At 69.1% G+C, this 22,157-nt stretch carries 3 protein-coding genes; all 3 read left to right on the top strand.

Annotated elements, in window-relative coordinates; translation table 11 throughout:
* Positions 1–2: 2 nt before the first annotated feature.
* Genes ACSFA7_RS13490 through ACSFA7_RS13500 form a run of 3 tightly spaced genes read left to right on the top strand, consistent with a single transcriptional unit; the run spans position 3 to position 22,155 of the window.
* Entirely contained in the window at positions 3–6,500 is a 6,498-nt protein-coding gene (locus ACSFA7_RS13490) for an amino acid adenylation domain-containing protein (RefSeq protein WP_435499826.1), read from the top strand.
* A complete protein-coding gene (locus ACSFA7_RS13495) occupies positions 6,500–16,357 on the top strand; it encodes an amino acid adenylation domain-containing protein (RefSeq protein WP_435499827.1) in 9,858 nt (3,285 codons plus the stop codon). Before ACSFA7_RS13490 ends, ACSFA7_RS13495 begins: the two co-directional genes overlap by 1 nt.
* Positions 16,357–22,155, top strand: a complete 5,799-nt coding sequence (locus ACSFA7_RS13500; protein WP_435499828.1) for a non-ribosomal peptide synthetase — start codon at positions 16,357–16,359, stop codon at positions 22,153–22,155. The genes ACSFA7_RS13495 and ACSFA7_RS13500 overlap by 1 nt, the downstream gene beginning before the upstream one ends.
* Positions 22,156–22,157: the final 2 nt, after the last annotated feature.

Raw genomic sequence — 22,157 nt, forward strand, 5'->3', positions numbered from 1 at the left:
CCATGTCTGACATCCAAGACATTTCCACGCGCCGCGCCAACCTGACGGCGGAACAGCGCGCCAAGCTGGCGCAGCGATTGCGCGGCGCGGTCGGCGCCGATCGCGCCGAGCGGTCCTCGATTCCACGACGACCGGCGGGCGAGCGCATCGCCTTGTCCTTCGCGCAGCAACGGCAGTGGTTTCTCTGGAAGCTGGACCCGGCGGGCACCGCCTATCACCTGAGCGGCGGCCTCGTGCTCGATGGCGATCTCGACGTCCTGGCGCTGCGCGCCAGCGTGCAGGCGCTGGTCGATCGCCACGAATCGCTGCGCACCGTCTTCCACGAGGCCGGCGACGGTGAGGTGGAACAGGTCGTCCAGGAGACGGCCGACGTCGCGCTGTCCTGCATCGACCTGGCTGCGCTGGATGGTGAGGCGCGCGGTGCGGCGATCCAGCAGGAGGTGCGGCGCATCCGCACCGAGCCCTTCGACCTCACGCGCGGCCCGCTGATGCGCGCCGTGCTGCTGCGCACCGGCGCGCAAAGCCATCGGCTGCTGGTCGTGATGCACCACATCGTGTCGGACGGCTGGTCGGTCCAGTTGATCCTCGACGAGCTGGCCGTGCAGTACGCGGCGCGCGTGCAGGGCCAGGCGCCGGTGCATGCCGGGCTGCCGATCCAGTACGCCGACTACGCGCTATGGCAGAGCCAGTGGCTGGCCGAGGGCGAGGGCGAGCGCCAGCTCGGCTGGTGGCGTGGTCACCTGGGAACGGAGCAGCCGGTGATCTCGCTGCACACCGATCACCCGCGCAAGGCCGATGGCCGCTATCGCGCGGCGCATCACACTTTCGCGCTGCCCGCCGACACCATCGAGCGGTTGCGGCAGCAGGCGCAAGGGCAGGGCGCGACGCTGTTCATGGCGCTGCTCGCCGGCTTCAACGCGCTGCTGTTCCGCCACACGGCGCAGACGGATGTGCGCGTCGGCGTGCCCATTGCCAACCGCAACCGCACCGAAACGGCGGGCGTCGTCGGCTTTTTCGTCAACACCCAGGTGCTGCGCTCGCAGATCGACGCACGCATGACGTTGGCCGAGCTGCTGGTGCAGACCCGCGACGCCGCCATCGGCGCGCAGACGCACCAGGACCTGCCTTTCGAGCAACTGGTCGGCGCGCTGCAACCCGAGCGCAGCCTGAGCGCCAATCCGCTGTTCCAGGTGATGTTCAACCACCTGCGCCGCGACCATCGCTCGCTGGCCGAGTGGCCAGGCGTTGCCGTGGAGCGGCTGGACTTCGAGGAGGAGGCCGCGCAGTTCGAGCTGACCTTGCAGACGCTCGAACTCGAGGACGGCCGGGTCGACGCGACCATCCTCTATGCGTCGGAGCTGTTCGACGTGCAGACCATCGAGCGCATGGCGGGGCACTACCTGGCGGTGCTGCAGGCGCTGGCAAATGAGCCGCGGCGGGCGGTGAGCGATGTCGCGCTGCTCGACAAGACCGAGCGCGCGCAGCTTGCGTCGTGGAGCGAGAACACGCGCAGGCACGAGGGCGCGCAGCCGGTGCACCGGCAGATCGAGCAGCACGCGCGGCAAACGCCGGATGCGACCGCGCTGCTGTTCGGCGATGAAGCGCTGAGCTACGGTGCACTCAATGCGCGGGCCAACCGTCTCGCGCACCACTTGATCTCGCTGGGCGTGAAGCCCGAGACCCTCGTGGGCATCGCGGTCGACCGCTCGGTCGAAATGATGGTGGGCATCCTCGCGATCCTGAAGGCCGGCGGCGCCTATGTGCCGCTGGACCCCGAGTACCCCGCCGATCGGCTGGCCTACATGGTGGCCGACAGCGGGCTGTCGTTGCTGCTGACCCAGCACCACCTGCGTCCCCTGCTGCCCGCCGGTGACGCACTGCGAGTTCTCGAACTCGACACCCTGGACGTCAATGCCGAATCCGCAGCCGACCCCGAGGTCGCGCTGTACGGCGAACACCTGGCCTACGTCATCTACACCTCCGGCTCCACCGGCAAGCCCAAGGGCGCGGCGATCCGCCACGACGCCCTCTACAGCTGCATGGCCTGGATGCAGGAGACCTACCGCCTCACCGAGGTCGACACCGTGCTGCACAAGGCGCCGTTCGGCTTCGACGTCTCGTGCTGGGAGATGTTCTGGCCCCTGACCACCGGTGTGCGGCTGGTCATCGCCAACCCCGGCGACCACCGCGATCCGGAGCGGCTGGTGCAGTTGATCCAGCGCCACCAGATCACCACGCTGAACTTCGTACCCTCGATGCTGCAGGCCTTTCTTGCGCACGAGGGCATCGAGGCCACCACGCGGCTGCGCTACATCATCTGCGGCGGCGAGGCCATGCCCGCGGCCACGCAGCGCGAAGCCCTGCAGCGCCTGAAAGGCGCTTCGCTGCAGAACCTGTACGGTCCGACCGAGACCACCATCCACGTCACGCAGTGGACCTGCCGCGACGACGGGCTGAGCCAGGTGCCGATCGGACGGCCCATCAGCGACACGCAGGCGCATGTGCTCGATGCGCAGCTGAATGAAGTGCCCGCGGGTGTGGCGGGCGAGCTGTACCTGGGCGGGATCAACCTCGCGCGGGGCTATCTGAACCGCGCCGGCCTGACGTCCGAGCGCTTCGTGGCCACGAACAACGGCCAGCGGCTGTATCGCACGGGGGACCTCGTGCGCTGGAATGCGGAAGGCCAGATCGAGTATCTGGGTCGCATCGACCACCAAGTGAAGGTGCGGGGCTTCCGCATCGAGCTGGGCGAGATCGAGGCGCAGTTGCTGGCGCAGCCCGAGGTGCGTGAAGCGGTGGTTGTGGCCGACGAAGGTCCCTCGGGCGCGCGGCTCGTGGGCTATGTCTCGGCGCATGCGGGCCAGGTGATCGACGTGACCGCGCTGCGTGGCCGGCTTGGCTCGGTGCTGCCCGACTACATGGTGCCCGGCGTGGTGATGGTGCTGGAGCGCCTGCCGCTGAATGCCAACGGCAAGGTGGACCGCAAGGCGCTGCCGCGCGCGGAGTTCACGAGCGAGCGAGCCTACGAAGCGCCCCAGGGCGAGGTGGAGCAGGCGCTCGCGGCCATCTGGGCCGAGGTGCTGGGTGTGGCGCGCGTGGGACGCAACGACAACTTCTTCGAACTCGGCGGCGACTCGATTCTCAGCCTGAAGGTGGTCGCCCGCGCCCACCGGCACGGCATTCGGATGAGCCCGCGCCAGGTGTTCGAACACCAGGGCTTGGCGTCGATCGCCCGTGCGATCCGCGGCGACGATGCCGCGGACGTTCCCTCGATCCCGGCGCTGCCGGCATCGCAGCGCGCGGGCGGTCTCGCGCTGTCCCATGCGCAGGCGCGCCAATGGTTCCTGTGGCAGCTCGATCCGGAGAGCACGGCCTACCACGTCAGCGGCGCGCTGCGGCTCGCCGGTGCACTGGACACGAACGCGGTGCGCGCAAGCCTGCATGAACTGGTGCAGCGCCACGAGTCGTTGCGCACGGTGTTCCGTGCCGATGCCTCGGGCATGGCCGCGCAGGTGATCCGTGAAACCGGTGGCATCGATTTCTCGCTGGTCGATCTGGGCAACGTTGCCGAAGACGGGAAGCGCGAGGCCCGCGCCAGGCAAGAGGCGCGCCGCCTCAGCGACACGCCCTTCGACCTGGGCGAGGGCCCGCTGCTGCGCGTCGGCCTGATCCGCCTGGCGGCCGAGAAGCATGTGCTGGTCGTCGTGATGCACCACATCGTGTCCGATGGCTGGTCGATGCAGATCATCGTGGACGAGTTCGTGGCGTGCTACCGCGCACGCGTCCTGGGCCATGCGCCCGAGCTGCAGCCCCTGCCGCTCCAGTACGCGGATTACGCGGCCTGGCAGCGCGTCTGGCTCGAAGCCGGCGAGAAGGAACGGCAGCTCGCGTACTGGACCGCGCATGTGGGCACCGAGCAGCCTGTGCTGCAACTGCCCACCGACCATGCGCGGCGCGCGGATGGGCGCTACAGCGCCGTGCGCCACGGCTTTGCGTTGCCTGACGCGCTCGTCAAGGCGCTGCACCGGCGCGCGCAGGGCCAGGGCGCGACGCTGTTCATGGCGCTGCTCGCGGGCTTCCAGGTGCTGCTCAGTCGCTACACGGGCCAGTCGGACATCCGCCTGGGCGTGCCGGTGGCCAACCGCCATCGGGCGGAGGTCGAAGGCGTCATCGGCTTCTTCGTCAACACGCAGGTGCTGCGCGGCGTGGTGGACGGCCGCGCGACGCTGTTGCAGGTGCTGGCGCTGGCCCGCGATGCGGCGTTGGGCGCGCAGGCGCACCAGGACCTGCCGTTCGAGCAGCTTGTCGAAGCGTTGCAACCCGAGCGCAGCCTCAGCACGAGCCCGCTGTTCCAGGTGATGTTCAACCACCAGCGCGGCGACTTTCGCGCGCTGCAAAGCCTGCCCGGCCTCACGCTGACGGATTACGAACTGGAAGCGCAGGCCGCCCAGTTCGAACTGGCGCTGGACACCAGCGAGGACATGGACGGCCGGGTGCAGGCGAGCTTGCGCTATGCGGCCGAGCTGTTCGACGCAGAGACGATGGAACGCATGGCTGGGCACTACCTCGCGGTGCTCCAGGCGCTGGCGGATGCGCCGGAGCAAGCCGTGGGCGACGTGATGCTGCTGGGCCAGGCCGAGCAGGCGCAGCTCGCGGCGTGGAGCGAACATGCGCCGCGCGCAACGGACACGGGACCGCTGCACCGCCGGATCGAACGGCAAGCCAGGGTGCGGCCACAGGCGCCCGCGCTGGCGTTCGATGGCGAGACGCTCAGCTACGGCGAGCTCAACGCACGCGCGAACCGCCTGGCGCATCGCCTGATCAAGCTGGGTGTGAAGCCCGAAGCCAAGGTGGGCATCGCGGTGGAGCGTTCGGTTGCGATGGTGGTGGGGATCCTTGCGATCCTGAAGGCCGGCGGTGCCTACGTGCCGCTGGATCCGGAGTACCCGGCGGACCGGCTGGCCTACATGGTCGCCGACAGCGGCATCGAGCTCTTGCTCACGCAGGGCCACCTGGACGTGCCCGGCATCGAGGCATTGCAGGTGCTCGCGCTCGACACGCTGGACACGGGCAGCGAATCCGACGCCGACCCGCAGGTCGCGTTGAGCGGCGACAACCTCGCCTACGTCATCTACACCTCCGGTTCCACCGGCCGGCCCAAGGGCGCGCAACTGTGCCATCGCAACGTGACGCGGCTGCTCGATGCGACCGAGCCGTGGTTCCACTTCGGACTCCAGGACGTGTGGACGATGTTCCACTCCTATGCCTTCGACTTCTCCGTGTGGGAAATCTTCGGTGCGCTGTGCACCGGCGGCAAGCTGGTCATCGTGCCCTTCTGGGCCAGCCGTTCGCCCGGGGACTTCCTGCGCCTGCTGCGCGAAGAGCAGGTGACCGTGCTCAACCAGACGCCTTCGGCCTTCGGCCAGCTCACGAGCCTGCCGCAGGCCCATGAAGGCGGCCTCGCGCTGCGCACGGTGATCTTCGGCGGCGAGGCGCTGGAGCCGCAAAGGTTGCGGACCTGGATCGAACACCATGGCGACCAGCATCCGCAACTGGTCAACATGTACGGCATCACCGAGACGACGGTGCACGTGACCTGGCGCCGGATCACCGCGGCCGATATCGGCCGGCAACGCAGTCCCGTCGGCGTTGCAATTCCCGACCTGGGCCTGCGCGTGCTCGATGCGCAGTTGAGCCCGGTGCCGATCGGCGTGGCCGGCGAACTGCATGTGTCGGGCGAAGGCCTGGCACGGGGTTACCTGAACCGCGCGGGCCTGACGGCCGAGCGCTTCGTGGCGGCGAACCATGGGGAGCGGCTGTACCGCACGGGCGACCTGGTGCGCTGGAACAATGAAGGCCAGCTGGAGTACCTGGGGCGCATCGACCATCAGGTGAAGGTGCGGGGCTTCCGCATCGAGCTGGGGGAGATCGAGGCGCAACTTCTGGCGCAGCCCGAGGTGCGCGAAGCGGTGGTGGTGGCCAACGAAGGCCCGGCCGGCACGCGGCTGGTGGGCTATGTGTCGGCGCAGGCTGGCCAGGCGATCGATGTCGCCGAACTGAAAAGCAGGTTGGGCACGGCACTGCCCGACTACATGGTGCCGGCGGCGTGGGTGGTGCTCGACGGCCTGCCGCTGAACGCCAACGGCAAGGTGGACCGCAAGGCATTGCCGGCGGCGGAGTTCACGAGCGAACGTGCCTACGAGGCGCCCGAAGGCGAGGCGGAAGAGAAGCTCGCCGCAGCCTGGGCCGAGGTGCTGGGCGCCGAGCGCGTGGGCCGGCACGACAACTTCTTCGAGCTCGGCGGCCATTCGCTGCTGGTCGCGCAGTTCGTGGCCCGAGTGCAGGGTCTGGCGCGCGGCCAGCTCACGATCCGCGACGTTTTCCAGCACCCGACGCTGGCCGCGCAGGCGGCGCTGCTGGCGGGCACGCTCCAGGAGGGCGCCACCGACCAGGCGCTTTCGGAAATCGATTCACTGCTTGACAGCATGGAGGCTGTTTGATGGAAACAACCGCGACCCGTCGCATTGCAGAGCGCTTCTCCCGGTTGCCCACCGAACAGCGTCGTGTCGTGTACCAGGGGATCCGTTCGAAGGGGCTGACGCTCGACCAGTTTCCGATCCTCGCGCGCGAGAGCGAGACCCCGGGCCGCTGCCACGTGTCCTATGCACAGCTGCGCCAGTGGTTCCTGTGGCAGCTCGACCCGACGAGCACGGCCTATCACATCAGCGATGCGCTGACGCTCACCGGTGCGCTGGACGTGGACGCGGTGCGCGCGAGCTTCGAAGCGCTGGTGGCGCGCCATGAGTCGCTGCGCACGGTATTCCGCGCCGACGCCGACGGCCTCGCCGAACAGGTGATCGGCGAGGACGGCGCGTTCGACTTCTCGCTGATGGACCTGAGCCAGGCGGATGCCGGGCAACGCGAGGCGATGGCCCGCGAAGCGGCGCAGCGCATCGGCGGCACGCCCTTCGACCTGACGCAGGGCCCGCTCCTGCGCGTGGGCTTGATCCGTCTCGCACCCGAAACGCATGTGCTCATGCTGGTGATGCACCACATCGTGTCGGACGGCTGGTCGCTGCAGATCATCGTGGACGAGTTCGTGGCGCAGTACCGCGCCCGCGTGCGGGGCGAGGCGCCGGCGCTGGCGCCATTGCCGATCCAGTACGCCGACTACGCGGTGTGGCAACGGCACTGGCTGGAGGCCGGCGAACAGGACCGCCAGCTCGCCTACTGGAAGACGCAGCTCGGCGAGACGCAGCCGGTGCTGCAGTTGCCGCTGGCCCGGCTGCGCAAGGCCGATGCCCGCTACACCGCCGTCGCCCATCGGGTCGAGCTGCCCGCGTCGCTGGTCCAGGGTCTGCAGAAGCAGGCGCAGGCCCAGGGCGCCACGCTGTTCATGGTGCTGCTGGCCGGCTTCCAGGCGCTGCTCGGCCGCTACAGCGGCCAGGAAGACATCCGCGTGGGCGTGCCGATCGCGAACCGCCACCGCGTGGAGACCGAGAGCGTCATCGGCTTCTTCGTCAACACCCAGGTGCTGCGCAGCGTGGCGGACGAGCGCACCAGCCTGTTGCAACTGCTGGCACAGGCCCGCGAAGCGTCGCTGGGCGCGCAGATGCACCAGGACCTGCCGTTCGAGCAATTGGTCGAGGCCCTGCAGCCCGAGCGCATCGCCGGCGTTCATCCGCTGTTCCAGGTGATGTTCAACCACCAGCGCAGCGATTTCTCGGGGTTGAAGGGCCTTTCGGGCCTCACGCTCGAACCCTATGACCTGGGTCCCCAGGCCGCGCAGTTCGAACTGATGCTGCTCACCGACGAAAGCCCCGATGGCCGGTTGCATGCGAAGTTCAGCTACGCGGCGGAGCTGTTCGATGCCTCGACCATCGCGCGCATGGCGACGCACTACCTGGCCGTGCTGCAGGCCCTGGCGGACCGTCCGGAACAGGCAATCGGCGAGGTGGTGTTGCTGGGCGAAGCCGAGCGCGCACAACTCGCGGCGTGGGGCACGAACCCGCAAAGCCATCCCGATGCGACGCCGGTGCATCGCCTGATCGAGCAGCAGGTGTCGCGGCATCCCGATGCCGAGGCACTGGTTTTCGGAGAGCAGACGCTGAGCTACGGCGAACTCAATGCAAGAGCGAACCGCCTGGCCCACCATCTGATCGCGCTGGGCGTGAAGCCCGAGACCAAGGTCGGCATCGCGGTGGAGCGCTCCATCGAGATGGTCGTGGGCCTGCTGGCCATCCTGAAAGCCGGCGGCGCCTATGTGCCGCTGGACCCGGAGTACCCGACCGAGCGGTTGGCCTACATGGTGGCCGACAGCGGTGTGGCGCTGCTGCTCACGCAAAGCCACCTGAGCGTGCCCGGCCTCGAAGGGCTCCAGGTGCTGTCGCTCGACACGCTGGCGCTCGACGCCCAGCCTGCGCACGACCCACAGGTCGCGCTGCACGGCGAGAACCTCGCCTACGTCATCTACACCTCCGGTTCCACCGGCCGCCCCAAGGGCGCAGCCAACCGGCACCGTGCGCTGCACAACCGGCTGGCCTGGATGCAGGCGGCCTATGGCCTGGACGGCACCGACACCGTGCTGCAGAAGACGCCGTTCAGCTTCGACGTCTCGGTGTGGGAGTTCTTCTGGCCGCTGATGACCGGCGCGCGCCTGGTGCTCGCCAATCCGGGCGACCACCGCGATCCGTCGCGGCTGGTGGCGCTGATTCGCGAGCACCGCATCAGCACGCTGCACTTCGTGCCGTCGATGCTGCTGGCCTTCCTGGCGCACGAAGGCGTCGAGGCCTGCGAGAGCCTGGAACGCATCGTCTGCAGCGGTGAGGCCCTGCCGGCCGAAGCGCAGAACGCGGTGTTCCAGCGGCTGCCGCGTGCGCGCCTGTACAACCTCTACGGCCCGACCGAGGCGGCGATCGACGTGACGCACTGGCAGTGCCGTGCGGACGGCCGCAGCCAGGTGCCGATCGGCCGTCCCATCGATGGCCTCAAGACCTGCGTGCTCGATGCCGCACTGGGCCTCGTGCCCGAGGGCGTGGCCGGCGAGCTGTACCTGGGCGGTGTCGGCCTGGGGCGCGGCTACCTCGATCGCGCGGGGCTGACGGCCGAGCGCTTCGTGGCCGATCCGTTCGACGAGCGGGGCGGCCGGCTGTACCGCACGGGCGACCTGGTGCGCTGGAACTCGGAAGGACAACTGGAGTACCTGGGTCGCATCGACCACCAGGTGAAGGTGCGGGGCTTCCGCATCGAGCTGGGAGAGATCGAGGCGCAACTGCTGGCACAAGTGGAAGTGCGCGAAGCGGTGGTGGTGGCCAACGAAGGCCCGGCCGGCACGCGGCTGGTGGGCTATGTGTCGGCGCATGCCGGCCAGGTCATCGACATCGCCGACTTGAAAGCCAAGCTGGGCCAGGCGCTGCCTGATTACATGGTCCCGTCGGCCATCGTGGTGCTCGAAGGCCTGCCGCTGAATGCCAACGGCAAGGTGGACCGCAAGGCATTGCCAGCGGCGGAGTTCACAAGCGAGCGAGCCTACGAGGCGCCCGAAGGCGAGGTCGAAGAGAAGCTGGCCGCGATCTGGGCCGATGTGCTGGGCGTGGCGCGCGTGGGCCGCAACGACAACTTCTTCGAACTGGGCGGCCATTCGCTGCTGGCGTTGCGCCTGCTGGAGCGCATGCGCGCACAAGGCTGGACGACGCAGGTGCGCACGCTGTTCCAGCAGCCCGAGCTGGGCGCCTTTGCAGAGGCGCTGGCGGTGGAGCCGTTGCGCCGCGAAGTGGTGGTGCCACTCAACGGCATTCCTGCGGATTGCAAGGCGATCCAGCCGGAGATGCTCACGCTGGTCGATCTCGACGCACGGCAGATCGCCCGCATCGAGGCGGCGGTGCCGGGCGGCGCGGCCAACATCCAGGACATCTACCCGCTGGTGCCGATGCAGGAAGGCATGCTGTTCCATCACCTGCTGCAGGCCGAGGGCGATGCGTACGTCACCGAGCATGGAATGGGCTTCGACAGCCGCGAGCGGCTGGAGCGTTTCATCGCGAGCTTCAACGAAGTGATCGCGCGCCACGACATCCTGCGCACAGCCGTGCTGTGGGAAGAACTCGACGAGCCGGTGCAGGTCGTCTACCGCCAGGCCGAACTGGCGCTGCAATGGCTGGATATTCCCGAAGACTCGCAGGGACTCGACGCGCTGGGCCGACTCAACGCCTTCGCGGGGCCGGACCACCATCGCATCGACGTGCGCAAGGCGCCGATGCTCAAGGCGACCGCGGTTCGCGATGTGCCCAATGGGCGCTGGCTGCTGCAGGTGCTCAGCCATCACCTGATCGACGACAACACCACGCTGCGGATGATCGGCGAGGAAATCGCGCAGATCCAGCAAGGCCAGGCGCATGCGCTGCCCGAACCCGTGCCCTTCCGTCGCTTCGTGGCGCAGGCCAGGCTGGGCGTGAGCCAGGCCGAGCACGAGGCCTTCTTCCGCCAGATGCTGGGCGACGTGCAGGAGCCGACGGCACCCTTCGATCTGCTCGACGTGCAGGGCAACGGCGACGCGATTGACGAAGTCCGGCTGTCGCTGGACAGCGGCTTCGCGCAAAAGCTGAGGCGGCAGGCACAGCGTCACGGCGTGAGCGCCGCATCGCTGTTCCACCTGGCCTGGGCCCTGGTGCTGGCCCGCACGACCGGCCGGCAGGACGTGGTCTTCGGCACCGTGCTGTTCGGCCGCATGAGTGGAGATGCCCATGCCGAACGGGCCATCGGCATGTTCGTCAACACGCTGCCGCTGCGCGTGCGCGTGGATGCGCAGAGCGTCTCGCAATCCCTGCGCCAGACGCACGCTGCCCTGAGCGCGCTGATGCACCACGAACACGCCAGCCTGGCGCTGGCGCAGCGCTGCAGTGCGCTGCCGGTCGCCACGCCGCTGTTCTCGGCGTTGCTCAACTACCGCCATGTTCCGCAGCGCGATGGCGCGGCGGAATCCGGTGGGCTGCATGGCATCGCGATGCTGAGCGAGAAGGAGCGCACGAACTTCCCGTTCACGATGTCGATCAACGACGTCGGCGACGAATTCGTGCTGATCGCGCAGATCAGCCGGCAGGTCGATGCGCAGCGCATGTGCGATTTCATGCGCACTGCCGTCCACGGGATCGTCGAGGCCCTGTCCACGCGCCCCGGGCAGGCGGTGTGCGAGGTGGCGTTGCTGGGCGACGCCGAACGCGCACAGCTCGCAGCGTGGGGCTCGAAGCCGCAGAGCCATTCCGGTGCGACGCCGGTGCATCGCCTGATCGAGCAGCAGGCTGCGCAGCAGCCCGATGCCGTGGCGCTGGTTTTCGGCGACGAGACGCTGAGCTATGGCGAACTCAATGCGCGCGCCAATCGCCTGGCGCACCATCTGATCGCCTTGGGCGTGAAGCCCGAGACCAAGGTCGGCATCGCAGTGGAGCGCTCCATCGAAATGATGGTGGGCCTGCTGGGCATCCTGAAGGCCGGCGGTGCCTATGTGCCGCTGGACCCCGAATACCCGGTGGACCGGCTGGCCTACATGGTGGCCGACAGCGGCGTGACGCTGCTGCTGACGCAAAGCCACCTGGGCGCGCTGATCCCCGGCGCCGAAGGGCTGCAGGTGCTGTCGCTCGACACGCTGGCGCTCGACGACCAGCCTGCGCACGACCCGCAGGTCGCACTGCACGGCGAGAACCTCGCCTACGTGATCTACACCTCCGGTTCCACCGGCAGGCCCAAGGGCGCGCAGCTGTGCCATCGCAACGTGACGCGGCTGCTCGCCGCCACCGATGCCTGGTTCCGTTTCGGCCGGCATGACACCTGGACCCTGTTCCATTCCTACGCCTTCGATTTCTCGGTGTGGGAAATCTTCGGTGCGCTGTGCACCGGCGGCAGGCTGGTCATCGTGCCCTTCTGGGTCAGCCGCTCGCCCGAGGACTTCCTGCGACTGCTGCGCGATCAGCAGGTGACGGTGCTCAACCAGACGCCTTCGGCCTTCGGCCAACTGACCAGCCTGCCGCAGACCTACCAGGAGCGGCTGGCGCTGCGCGTGGTGATCTTCGGCGGCGAGGCGCTCGATCCGCAGCGGCTGCGCCAGTGGATCGAGCACCACGGCGACGAAAGCCCGCACCTGGTCAACATGTACGGCATCACCGAGACCACGGTGCACGTGACCTACCGCCGGATCACCGCGGCCGACATCGGCCAGCAGCGCAGTCCTGTGGGCCTTGCGATTCCGGACCTCGGACTGCGCGTGCTCGATGCGCAGATGAATGCGGTGCCGATCGGCGTGGCCGGGGAACTGCATGTCTTCGGCGCCGGCCTCGCGCGCGGTTATCTGCATCGGGCAGGCCTCACGTCGGAGCGCTTCGTCGCGGGGCCGGACGGCGAGCGGCTGTACCGCACCGGTGACCTCGTGCGCTGGAACGCCGATGGGCAGCTGGAATATCGGGGCCGCATCGACCACCAGGTGAAGGTGCGGGGCTTCCGCATCGAGCTGGGAGAGATCGAGGCGCAACTGCTGGCACAAGTTGAAGTGCGCGAAGCGGTGGTGGTGGCCAACGAAGGCCCGGCCGGCACGCGGCTGGTGGGCTATGTGTCGGCGCATGCCGGCCATGCGATCGACATTGCCGGACTGAAAAGCAAGCTGGGCCAGGCACTGCCTGATTACATGGTGCCCTCGGCCATCGTGGTGCTCGAAGGCCTGCCGCTGAATGCCAACGGCAAGGTGGACCGCAAGGCATTGCCGATGGCGGAGTTCACGAGCGAACGTGCCTACGAGGCGCCCGAGGGCGAGGTGGAGGAGACGCTCGCCGCGATCTGGGCCGATGTGCTGGGTGTGGCACGCGTGGGCCGCAACGACAACTTCTTCGAACTGGGCGGTCATTCGCTGCTGGCGCTGCGGCTGCTCGAGCGCATGCGCGCACAAGGCTGGACGACGCAGGTGCGCACGCTGTTCCAACAGCCCGAACTGGGCGCCTTCGCAGAGGCGCTGGCGGTGGAGCCGGTGCGCCGCGAAGTGGTGGTGCCACTCAACGGCATTCCGGCGGATTGCAAGGCGATCCAGCCGGAGATGCTGACGCTGGTCGATCTCGACGCACGGCAGATCGCCCGCATCGAGGCGGCGGTGCCGGGCGGCGCGGCCAACATCCAGGACATCTACCCGCTGGTGCCGATGCAGGAAGGCATGCTGTTCCATCACCTGCTGCAGGCCGAGGGCGATGCCTACATCACGCTGAACTGCGTGGCCTTCGACAGCCGCGAGCGGCTGGAGCGCTTCATCGCGAGCTTCAATGAGGTGATCGCACGCCACGACATCCTGCGCACGGCCGTGCTGTGGGAAGAACTCGAGGAGCCGGTGCAGGTGGTGTATCGCCAGGCCGAGCTCAGGCTGCAATGGCTGGACGTGGCACGGGGCGAGGACGCGCTGGACCGCCTCAACGCCTTCGTGGACCCGGGCCACTACCGCATCGACGTGCGCACGGCACCGATGTTGCGCGCGGTGGCGGTCCACGATGCGGCCAACACGCGCTGGCTGCTGCAGATCCCGCAGCACCACATGGGCGTGGACCACACGACGCTGGAGCTGATCGTCAAGGAAATCGCGCTGATCCAGCAGGGGCAGCGACAGGCGCTGCCCGAGGCGGTGCCGTTCCGGCGCTTCGTGGGGCAGGCGAAGCTCGGCATGGGCCGGGCCGAGCACGAGGCCTTCTTCCGCAAGATGCTGGGCGATGTGCAGGAGCCGACGGCGCCCTTCAACCTGCTCGACGTGCAGGGCGACGGCACCCAGGTTCGCGAGGCGCGGCGCGCGCTCGAGCCCGCACTGGCGCTGCAGGTCCGGCGCCAGGCGCAGCGCCATGGCGTGAGCGCGGCGACGCTGTTCCACCTGGCCTGGGCACTGGTGGTCAGTCGCACCACGGGCAAGGACGACGTGGTGTTCGGCACCGTGCTGCTTGGCCGCATGCAGGCAGGCGCCCATGCCGAACAGGCGCTGGGCATGTTCATCAACACGCTGCCGCTGCGCTCGAAGCTGGGACCGCGCAGCGTGGCGCAATGCCTGCGCCAGATGCACCAGAGCCTGAGCGGCCTGATGCACCACGAGCACGCCAGCCTGTCGCTGGCGCAGCGCTGCAGCGGCGTGCCCGAAAGAACGCCGCTGTTCACCGCGCTGCTGAACTACCGCTACAGCGCCGCCGGAGACGACGCCGCGCAGGCCCCGGCCTGGGAAGGCATGCAGATCCTCGATCGGCAGGAGCGCACCAACTACCCCTTCGACCTGTCGGTGGACGACCTGGGCGAAGGCTTTGCGCTGTCGGCCCAGGTCGATGCGGCGCTGGACCCCGAGCGCGTGTGCGGGCTCATGTATGCGGCCACCGAGGCGATCGTGCAGGCCCTGTCGACGCAACCCGAGCGGCGGATCTGCGAGATCGAGGTGCTGCCCGATGAGGAGAGGCGCGAACTGTTGTCGTGGGGCGCCGGCGAAGCGCCGGACGCAGCGGATGCGCCGCCGATGGCCACGCACGCGGTGCACCGTCTCGTGGAACGCCAGGCGCTGGCGAGCCCGGATGCGGTGGCGCTGGTGTCGCAGGGCACGCACCTGAGCTACCGCGAAGTCAACGCGCGCGCCAACCGCCTGGCGCACCGGCTGATCGCGCTGGGCGTGAAGCCCGAGGCCAAGGTGGGCATCGCGCTGGCGCGCAGCGCCGAGATGTTCATCGGGCTGCTGGCGATCCTGAAGGCCGGCGGCGCCTACGTCGCGCTCGACCCCGAGTACCCGGCCGAGCGGCTGGCCTACATGGTGGCCGACAGCGGCGTGCGGCTGGTGCTGACGCGTTCGGACGCCGGCATCGGCGAGCGGCTGGCACAGGTGCCGGGCCTGCAGCAGATCGCGCTCGACGGCATTGACAACGAAGCCGACAGCCATCCCGCGACCAACCCCGAAGTGCCGTTGCACGGCGACCATCTCGCCTACGTCATCTACACCTCGGGCTCCACCGGGCGCGCCAAGGGCGTGGCCGTCACGCACGGCCCGCTGTCGATGCACATGCGCAGCATCGTGCGCCGCTACGCCTATGGCCCGGGCGACCGGCTGCTGCAGTTCGCTTCGATCAGCTTCGACGCCTCGGCCGAACAGTGGCTCGCGCCCTGGACGGTGGGTGCGGCGGTGGTGGTCGCCGCGGCCGGCCGGCAGTCGCCGCAGGAGCTGCTCGCGCTGGCGCGTGCCAGCGGCGTGAACGTGCTGTATTTCGCGCCGGCCTACCTGCGCCACATCGCGCAGGCCGCGCTGGATGCGAAGGCCGAGCTGCTGGCCGTGCGCCTGTGCATCGCCGGCGGCGAAGCCTGGAGCCAGGCCGACTTTCGTGCCGCCTGCGAGGCCTTCGCGCCCGAGCAACTGCACAACGCCTACGGGCCCACCGAATGCGTGATCACGCCCTGCGCCTGGAGCGCGGGCGTGGAGGAGCGGGGCGTCTGGCCCTATGCGCCGATCGGTCGCGTCGTGGGGAATCGCAAGGCGCTCGTTCTTGGCGCCGACATGGAGCCCGTGCCTCTGGGTGCGATGGGCGAGCTGTACCTCGGCGGCGAAGGCCTGGCGCGTGGCTACCTCGACCGCGCGGCGCTGACGGCCGAGCGCTTCGTGGCCGATCCGTTCGACGACGCGGGTGGTCGGCTGTACCGCACGGGTGACCTGGTGCGCTGGAACAGCGAAGGCCAGCTGGAATACCTGGGTCGCATCGACCACCAGGTGAAGGTGCGGGGCTTCCGCATCGAGCTGGGGGAGATCGAGGCGCAACTGCTGGCGCAGCCCGAGGTTCGCGAAGCCGTGGTGGTGGCCAGCGAAGGCCCCACCGGCGCGCGGCTGGTTGGCTACGTGTCGGCGCATGCGGGCCAGGCAATCGACACCGCGGCACTGAAGGACAGGCTGGCCCGGACGCTGCCGGAATACATGGTGCCGAGCCTCTTCATGGTGCTGGATGCGCTGCCGCTGAGCCCGAACGGCAAGGTCGAGCGCAAGGCGCTGCCGCAGCCGGAGCTCGCGCAGCAGCAGGCCTACGAAGCGCCTGAGGGCGAGGTGGAAGAGAAGCTGGCTGCGATCTGGGCCGAGGTGCTGGGCGTGCCGCGCGTGGGGCGCCACGACAACTTCTTCGAGATCGGCGGCCATTCGCTGGCCGTGCTGCAGGTGCAGACGAAGACCCAGGTCGAGTTCGCGGTGCAACTGCCGTTGCGCACCTATTTCGAGCGGCCGTCGTTGGCGGCCATCGGCGAGGCCGTGCGCGATGCGCGGTCGGCCGGTGCGGACGACGACGAAGTGGCGGAGCTGGACCAGATGGCCAGCCTGTTGGAAGCACTGGAGGATTGATGGACGCGAAGAAACAGGAGATCGCGGAGCGCTTTGCCCGCCTCCCAGCCGACAAGCAGAAGGCCTTCCTGGGCCTGCTGGCGCAACAGAAGATCGATTTCGCGCGGCTGCCGATCGTCAAGGCGCAGCCCGAGCGGCGGCGCCTGCTGTCCTATGTGCAGGCCAGGCAATGGTTCCTCTGGCAACTGGACCCGCAGAGCACGGCCTATCACATCAGCGGCGCGCTCCAGCTCACGGGGGCGTTGGATGTGGCGGCCGTGCGTGCCAGCTTCGAGGCGTTGGTGGCGCGCCACGAATCGCTGCGCACGGTGTTCCAGGTCGATGCCGATGCGCAGGTCGAGCAGCTGGTCCGCGAGGACGGCGAACTCGACTTCGTGCAGATCGACCTCGCGGCGGACGCCGCCGCCGACCGCGAGAAGGCACAGGCCGCGGCGAGCGAAGCGGCGCGGCGCATCGCCAACACGCCCTTCGATCTGGCGCGGGGGCCGCTCTTGCGCGTGGGCCTCATCCGGCTCGCGCCCGAAACGCATGTGCTGGTGCTGGTGATGCACCACATCGTGTCGGACGGCTGGTCGCTGCGCATCGTGATGGACGAATTCGTGGCGCAGTACCGCGCCTGTGTGCAGGGTGAGGGAGCGGCGGCGCTGCAGCCGCTGCCGATCCAGTACGCCGACTACGCCGCATGGCAGCGCAACTGGCTGGAGGCCGGCGAGCGCGAGCGCCAGCTGGCCTACTGGACCGCGCATGTGGGCCGCGGCCAGCTGGTGCTGCAGGTGCCGGCCGATCGGCCGCGGCGCACCGACGGCCGCTACGGTGCGATGCAGCACAGCCTGGTGCTGCCGGACAGCCTGGTGAAGGCGCTGCACAAGCGCGCCCATGCCGAAGGCGCGACGCTGTTCATGGCGCTGCTCGCCGGGTTCCAGGCGCTGCTGCACCGCTACACCGGGCAGCAGGACCTGCGCGTCGGCGTGCCGATCGCCAACCGGCATCGGCCGGAAACCGAAGGGGTCATCGGCTTCTTCGCCAACACCCAGGTGCTGCGCGTGGCGATGGACGATCGCGCCAGCCTCTCGCAACTGCTGGCGCAGACCCGTGAAGCGGCGCTGGGCGCGCAGATGCACCAGGACCTGCCGTTCGAGCAACTGGTCGAGGCGCTGCAGCCCGAGCGCATCCTTGGCACCAACCCGCTGTTCCAGGTGCTGTTCAACCACCAGCGCAGCGGCGCCGGCGTGCTCAAGGGGCTGCCCGGGCTTGCGCTGGAGGAATACGCGCTCGGCGGACAGGCCGCGCAGCTCGAACTGGCGCTGGAGACCGTCGAGGATGGCGAAGGCCGCGTGCATGCGAGCCTGCGCTATGCGGCGGAGCTGTTCGATGCCGCGACCATCGAGCGCATGGCCGGGCACTACCTGGCGGTGCTGCAGGCGCTGGCGGACCATCCAGAACAGGCGGTGGGCGATGTCGACCTGCTGGGCACCGCCGAACGCGCGCAGCTTGCCGCCTGGGGCACGAACCCGCAGCGCCACCCGAACGAGACGCCCGTGCCGCAGTTGATCGCACAGCAGGCCGCGCTGCGCCCCGATGCCGTGGCGCTGGTCTTTGGCGACCAGACGCTGAGCTATGGCGAACTCAATGCGCGTGCCAATCGCCTGGCGCATCGCCTGATCGCCCTGGGCGTGAAGCCCGAGACCAAGGTGGGCATCGCGGTGGAGCGCTCCATCGACATGATGGTGGGCCTGCTCGGCATCCTGAAGGCTGGCGGCGCCTATGTGCCGCTGGACCCGGAATACCCGGTGGAGCGGCTGGCTTTCATGGTGGAAGCCAGCGGCATCGGGCTGCTGCTCGCGCAGTGCCACCAGACGGCGCTGGTGGAGCGCCTGGCTTCCGGTGCGCACAAGCCGACGGTGCTGCTGGTGGACGACCCCGGTGCGACGGCGCAGTTCGGCCCCGACACCGATCCGCAGGTCGAACTGCATGGCGAGAACCTCGCCTACGTGATCTACACCTCGGGCTCCACCGGCAAGCCCAAGGGCGTGATGGTGCGCCACGACGCATGGAGCCACCTGATGGCGAGCATGCGCGAGCGGCCCGGCATGACGGCGGACGACGTGCTGGTCGCGGTGAGCTCGCTGTCCTTCGACATGGCCTCGCTCGAGCTCTACCTGCCGCTGGTGTGCGGTGCGCGCATCGTGATGGCGCCAAGGGGCGTCGTGCGCGACGGCGAAGCCCTGGGCCGCCTGATCCGCGAGCAGGGCGTGACCGTGCTGCAGTCGACACCGGCAGGCTGGCGCCTGCTGGAAGCCGACTTTCGCGCGCACGGCCTGCCGGCCCGGTTCAAGGCCCTGTGCGGTGGTGAAGCGATGCACCCGGACCTGGCGCTGAGCCTGCGCGCGCTCGGCATCGAGCTCTGGAACATGTACGGACCGACCGAGGCGACCGTCTGGGTGACGGCCGATCGGGTGGAGCGCGAGCCGAGGTTCGGCAGCGCCATCGCGGCCACGCAGCTGCACGTGCTCGACGGCGCGCTCAACCCGACCCCGCCCGGCGTGGCGGGCGAGCTGTACCTGGGCGGCGTCGGCCTGGCGCGCGGCTACCTCGCGCGCGCGGAGCTGACGGCAGAGCGCTTCGTCGCCAACCCCTTCGATGACGGCGAGGGCGGGCGGCTCTACCGCACCGGCGACATGGTGCGCTGGCGCGGCGACGGCCAGCTCGAATACCTGGGCCGCACCGACCACCAGGTGAAGGTGCGGGGCTTCCGCATCGAGCTGGGCGAGATCGAAACCCAACTGCTCGCGCAGCCCGAAGTGCGCGAAGCCGTGGTGGTGGCCATCGACGGTCCGACGGGTGCGCGGCTGGTGGGTTATGTGTCGCCGCAGCCGGATCGGACCATCGAAGTGGCCGCGCTGAAGGACCGGCTGGGCCAGGTCCTGCCGGACTACATGGTCCCCGGAACGCTGGTGGTGCTGGACGCATTGCCGCTGAACCCGAACGGCAAGGTGGATCGCAAGGCCTTGCCCGAGCCGGAGCTGGCCCAGGCACAGGCCTACGAGGCACCCGAGGGCGAGGTCGAAGAAAAACTCGCGGCGATCTGGGCCGAAGTGCTGGGCCTGCCGCGCGTGGGCCGCCACGACGACTTCTTCGAGATCGGCGGCCATTCGCTGCTCGCCGCGCAGGTCGCTTCGCGCGTGCGCGTCGCCTACGACGTCGCGCTGCCGTTGCGCCGGCTCTTCGAGCATCCGATGCTGCGCGCGCTCGCCAGCCATGTGCGCGAGACGCAGCAGGCCGCGCAGCAATCCGGCAGACAGGTGCCCGCGCTGCAGCCGGTCGCGCGCACCGCGGACATGCGCCTCTCGCCGTCGCAGCAGCGCCTGTGGCTGGTGGACCGGCTGTTCGCTGCCTCCGATGCGCAGAGCCGCTCGGCCTACAACGTGACGGCGGCGCTCCGGCTGTCCGGTGCGCTGCACATCGATGCGGTGCGCGCCACGCTCGACGCGATCATGCAAAGGCATGAGGCGTTGCGCACCAGCTTCCCCGAGAACGAGGAAGGCGATCCGGTCGCGCGCATCGCGCCGCGGGGCGGCCTCGTCGTCGCGCTGCACGATCTTTCCGCGCTGCCGGACGACCGCAAGGCCGCGGCGGTGCAAGAGGCGCTCGCCGCGCATGCGCGCACCGTCTTCGACCTGGCGAACGGGCCGGTGTTCGCCGCCTCCATGCTCCAGCTCGCGCCGCAGGAGCACATGCTGCTGCTGTGCGTGCACCACATCGCCTTCGACGGCTGGTCGGAGGCCGTGTTCGTGCGCGACTTCATCGCGTTCTATACCGCGCTGCGCGAAGGCCGCGAGGCGCAGCTGCCGCCGCTGGCGATCCAGTATGCGGACTACGCCGACTGGCAGCACCGCAAGCTCGAAGCGATGTTCGACGAGCAGGCTGCGTTCTGGCGCGGTTACCTCGACGGCGTGCCGGCCGTGTCTACCCTCGTGCCTGATCTGACACGGCCGAAGGTCGCGTCGACGGCGGGCGACAGCGTCAACCTTGCGATCCCGAAGGTGCTGTCGGACGCGCTCGGCGCGCTCGCGCGTCAGCACGGCACCTCGCTCTACACGATGCTGCTGGCCGTGTTCCTGCTGGTGCTGCACCGGCAGTCGGGTCGCGACGACGTGGTGGTCGGTGCCGACGTCGCCGGCCGCAACCACCCCGATCTCGAACCGCTCATCGGCTTTTTTGTCGGCGTGGTGCCGCTGCGCTCGCGCCTGGCGCCCGGCACGGGCTTCGCGCAATGGCTCGCGCAGGTCAAGGAAAGCACGCTGTCGGCCTTCGAGCACCAGGACCTCTCGTTCGAGCAGATCGTCGAGCTGTCGGGCGTACCGCGCAGCCAGCAGCACAACCCGCTGGTGCAGGTGCTGTTCGTGATGCAGAACATGCCCGCCAGCCGCTTCGAGATCCCGGGCGTGACCCTCGAGAGCGTGCCGCCGCCGACGATCGCCTCGAAGTTCGACCTGGCCGTGTTCGTCACCGAGGGCGAGACCGAACTCACGGTCAATTGGGTCTACGCCACCAGCCTGTATCGGCGCGAGACGATCGAACGGGCATCCGCCGCATGGCGCGATCTTCTGCAGCAGGTAGCCACATCGCCGACCGACGCGCTGGAGAGTTTTTTCATTTCCTCTTCTTTGGAAACCAAGACCATGTCTTCCCCGACGCCCGCACTGGGCAAACTGCAGATGCTCAAGAAGGTCGTGGGCAAGGAGCGCGGCGTGGCCGCGTCCGCGCCGCGTTCGCCGATCCGCATGTCGTTCCTGTCGCCGGCGCGCGAGTTCCCGCTCGTCATCGAGGCCACGGGCAGCGACCTCGATCCCGTGGCCTGGGCACGGGACCAGCGCGAGTTCATCGAGGCCAAGCTGCGCCAGCACGGTGGCATCCTGCTGCGCAACTTCGGCCTGGAGACGCCGCAGGACTTCGAGGCCTTCGCCGAAATGATCGAGCCCGAGCTGTACGGCAGCTACGGCGACCTGCCGAAGAAGGAGGGCGGCAAGAAGACCTACCGCTCCACGCCGTACCCCGAGCGCCAGATGATCCTGTATCACAACGAGAGCTCGCACCTGGACCGCTGGCCGCGCAAGCAGTGGTTCTTCTGCGAACTGCCGTCGCCCGTGGGCGGCGCCACGCCGATCGTCGATTGCCGCGAGATGCTGCGCCGCCTGCCCGCCGAACTGGTGGCCGAATTCGAGCGCAAGGAACTGCTCTATGTGCGCACCTTCGTGCCGCACTTCGACGTGAGCTGGCAGGAGTTCTTCAAGACCGAGAGCCGCGCCGAGATCGAGGCCCGGCTGGCGACCGCCGGCATCGCCTGGCGCTGGCTTGACGAAGACACGCTGCAGACCCGCACCCGCTGCCCGGCCGTGATCACGCACCCGGTCACGGGCGATCGCGTGTTCTTCAACCAGGTCCAGTTGCACCACACGAGCTGTCTGGAGCCGGATGCGCGCGAAGACCTGCTGGGCGTGGTCGGCGCGGACCGCATGCCGCGCCATGTCTGCTTCGGCGACGGCTCGCCGATCAGCGACGAGACCATGGCCCTCATCGGCCGCGCCTACGAGGAATGCGCGGTGCGCTTCGACTGGCGCCGCGGCGACGTCGTGATGCTCGACAACATGCTTGCCGCGCATGCGCGCGATCCGTACGAGGGCCCCCGCAAGATCGTGGTGGCGATGGGCGCGATGTGCGACCGCGCCGCGCTGTCCGCGCCTTCGCCTTCGCAGGCCGACGCCCGCGACGACTCCCTGCTTGCCGTCGAATCCTGAGG

The sequence above is a fragment of the Variovorax trehalosi genome (genome assembly GCF_051216415.1).
Lineage (GTDB): Bacteria > Pseudomonadota > Gammaproteobacteria > Burkholderiales > Burkholderiaceae_C > Variovorax.